Source organism: Streptomyces pseudogriseolus (genome assembly GCA_002154585.1).
GTDB lineage: Bacteria > Actinomycetota > Actinomycetes > Streptomycetales > Streptomycetaceae > Streptomyces > Streptomyces pseudogriseolus.
Map to the genome: position 1 here is coordinate 1 of MUNG01000416.1, position 2,087 is coordinate 2,087.

At 76.5% G+C, this 2,087-nt stretch carries 2 protein-coding genes; one reads left to right on the forward strand and one right to left on the reverse strand.

The window, feature by feature from the left end:
* On the reverse strand, window positions 1-971 hold a 971-nt coding region (locus CCN29_RS29430; protein ID WP_086685589.1), incomplete at its 3' end, for a nicotinate-nucleotide--dimethylbenzimidazole phosphoribosyltransferase.
* A gap of 222 nt (window positions 972-1,193) precedes the next feature.
* Between CCN29_RS29430 and CCN29_RS29435 the strand changes: the two genes are divergently transcribed.
* On the forward strand, window positions 1,194-2,087 hold an 894-nt coding region (locus CCN29_RS29435), incomplete at its 3' end, for a class I SAM-dependent methyltransferase (protein ID WP_086685592.1).

Genomic DNA, 2,087 nt, shown 5'->3' on the forward strand with positions numbered 1-2,087 from the left:
CCTTCCCCCACCGCGACCCCCCGCGGCAGCACCGGCTCCAACGCCATCCGGTCCAGCGCCTTCGCCTGCCCCGGCTCCCCACTCGCGTGCGACGCCAGCCACCAGTCCGGCGCCCGGAACGCCACCCGCTGCGCCACCAGCGCGCACGCCGCCGTCACCACCCCGTCCAGCAGCACCGGCAGCTTCCGCACCGCGCTCTGCAACAGGAACCCGGTCATCGCGGTGAGGTCCGCCCCGCCCACCGTCGCCAGCAGCTTCAGCTGGTCGCCCAGCACCGGCCGCGCCCGCCGCAGCGCGTCCCGGATCGCCGCGCACTTGCGCATCCACGCCAGGTCGTCGATCGCCAGTCCGCCGCGCCCGGTCACCACCGACGCGTCCGTCCCGCACAGCGCCGCGACCAGCACGCCCGCCGCGGTCGTGCCGCCGACGCTGACGTCGCCCAGCACCACCAGGTCCGTACCGGAGTCGGCCTCCTCGTCCGCGACGGCCATCCCCGCGCGGAACGCCGCCTCGGCCTCCTCCGCGGTCAGCGCGTCCTCGACGTCGATACGTCCGCTGCCGCGCCGCACCCGGTGGCGCACGACGTCCTCGGGCAGCGACGCCGGGTCGCAGTCCAGCGCCATGTCGACCACCCGCACCGGCACGCCCAGCCGGCGCGCCAGCACCGACACCGGCCGGCCGCCCTCCAGCACGTCCCGCACCAGCTCCACGGCGGTGCCCGCCGGACGCGCGGAGACCTCCAGCTCGGCGATCTTGTGATCGCCCGCGAACAGCACCACCCGCGGCCGCTCCACCGGCCGCACCGGCACCGAGGACTGCGCCGCGGCCAGCCACTCACCCAGGTCGTCCAGGCGGCCCAGGGACCCGGGCGGGACCACCAGGCGGGACCGGTGCTCCTCCGCGTCACGGCGTACCCCGCCGTCCGGACGCTCGATCAGATCGGTGAAGTCGTCGAGATTAAGCGAGCTCATTCGCCGAACAGTACCGGCCCCCGTCGAACACCCCGGAGCGCCGGTCGTCCCCGCGTTCGCGGCCTCACCCCCACCACGCCACCCCGGCCGTGATCCACCCCGCGAGGCCCTCCCGTACGTAACGTTTTGCTCGGGAATGCCGGAGATCCCTCCGTCCGTCCCCGACCGTCCCCGCACGTCGCGCCACCCGCGTGCCGTACGCCCTCACGCCGGGAGCCGCCCATGTCCGCCACCGCCCCCGACACCGCGTTCCCCGCCCCGCACGGCTCCGCCCGGGTGCACGAACCGCGCCGCCCGGACTGTCCCTGGTGCGGGTCCGCGCGGCTGCGCACCCGGCTGAGAACGGGGGACCTGCGCCGGCACCGGCCCGGGCTGTTCACCGTCGACGAGTGCCGGGACTGCGGCCACACCTTCCAGAACCCCCGGCTCACCCCCGAGGGCCTGGCCTTCTACCGGCGCGCGGTGCGCGGCGCCCCCCACGACCCCGCCACCGAACGCGTCCTCGCCCTGCACGCCGTACGGCACCGCCGCCGCGCCACGGCCCGCGCGATGCTGCCGTTCGGCGAACCGGAGAGCTGGCTGGACGTCGGCACGGGGCTCGCCCGCTTCCCGGACACGGCGCGGGAGTTCTTCCCGTACACCGCGTTCGACGGCACCGACCTCACCTCGCGCGTCGAGCGGGCCCGTGAGCTCGGCCGGGTCGAGGAGGCCCACGTGGGGCCGCTCACCGACCCCGGGGTGCTGGCCCGGCTGTCCGGCCGCTACGACGTGGTCAGCCTGCTGCACCACCTGGAGCGCACCACCGACCCGCGCGCCGAACTGCACGCCGCCCTCGACGCCCTGCGCCCCGGCGGCCACCTGCTCATCGAGACCCTCGACCCGCGCTGCGCGTACGCCGCCCTGTTCGGCCGCTGGTGGCTGCCCTACGACCAGCCCCGCCGGCTGCACCTGCTGCCCCGCCGCAACCTCCGCGAGGAACTCGAGGCGCGCGGCTGCGAGATCGTCACCGCGGGCCACCGCGCCGCCCACGTGCCGCACGACCTGGCCGGCCTCGCGGCCCTCGCCCTGTCCCACGCGCTCCCCGCCCCGGACACCCCCTGGCGAGCGATCCCGCCC